This is a genomic window from Pseudomonas sp. 2822-17 (assembly GCF_002742485.1).
GTDB lineage: Bacteria > Pseudomonadota > Gammaproteobacteria > Pseudomonadales > Pseudomonadaceae > Aquipseudomonas > Aquipseudomonas cyclaminis.
Genome location: NZ_LJRZ01000594.1, coordinates 1 through 277 on the forward strand (window position 1 = coordinate 1; position 277 = coordinate 277).

General features: G+C 39.4%; 1 protein-coding gene. It reads left to right on the top strand.

Features of this window, described 5'->3' with window-relative positions; translation table 11 throughout:
- Positions 1-277 (top strand): ABC transporter permease (locus AOA60_RS23525; protein WP_143522518.1); only part of this gene is annotated, 277 nt, incomplete at both ends.

Here is a 277-nt window from a genome sequence, read left to right on the forward strand (position 1 = left end):
GTACTACGGCAGCTGTCATTGTATGTCTTCCAATCAGCTTTTTAGCTGCATCAAACCTAAAAAAAAAAGGTTGGTTATATCACCCTGTAAGGTTCGGGTTGAATGTATTGAGAACGATTCCTGATATGATTTTAGCTGTTATGTTTGTTGCTATTGTTGGAGTGGGTGCTTTAGCTGGTGTGTATGCCCTTTTCTTCTTTTCTTTGGGGATATTAGTGAAACTAATAAGTGAAACTGTAGAAGCAATTGATCCTGGTCCTCTTGAAGCTATCAGGGC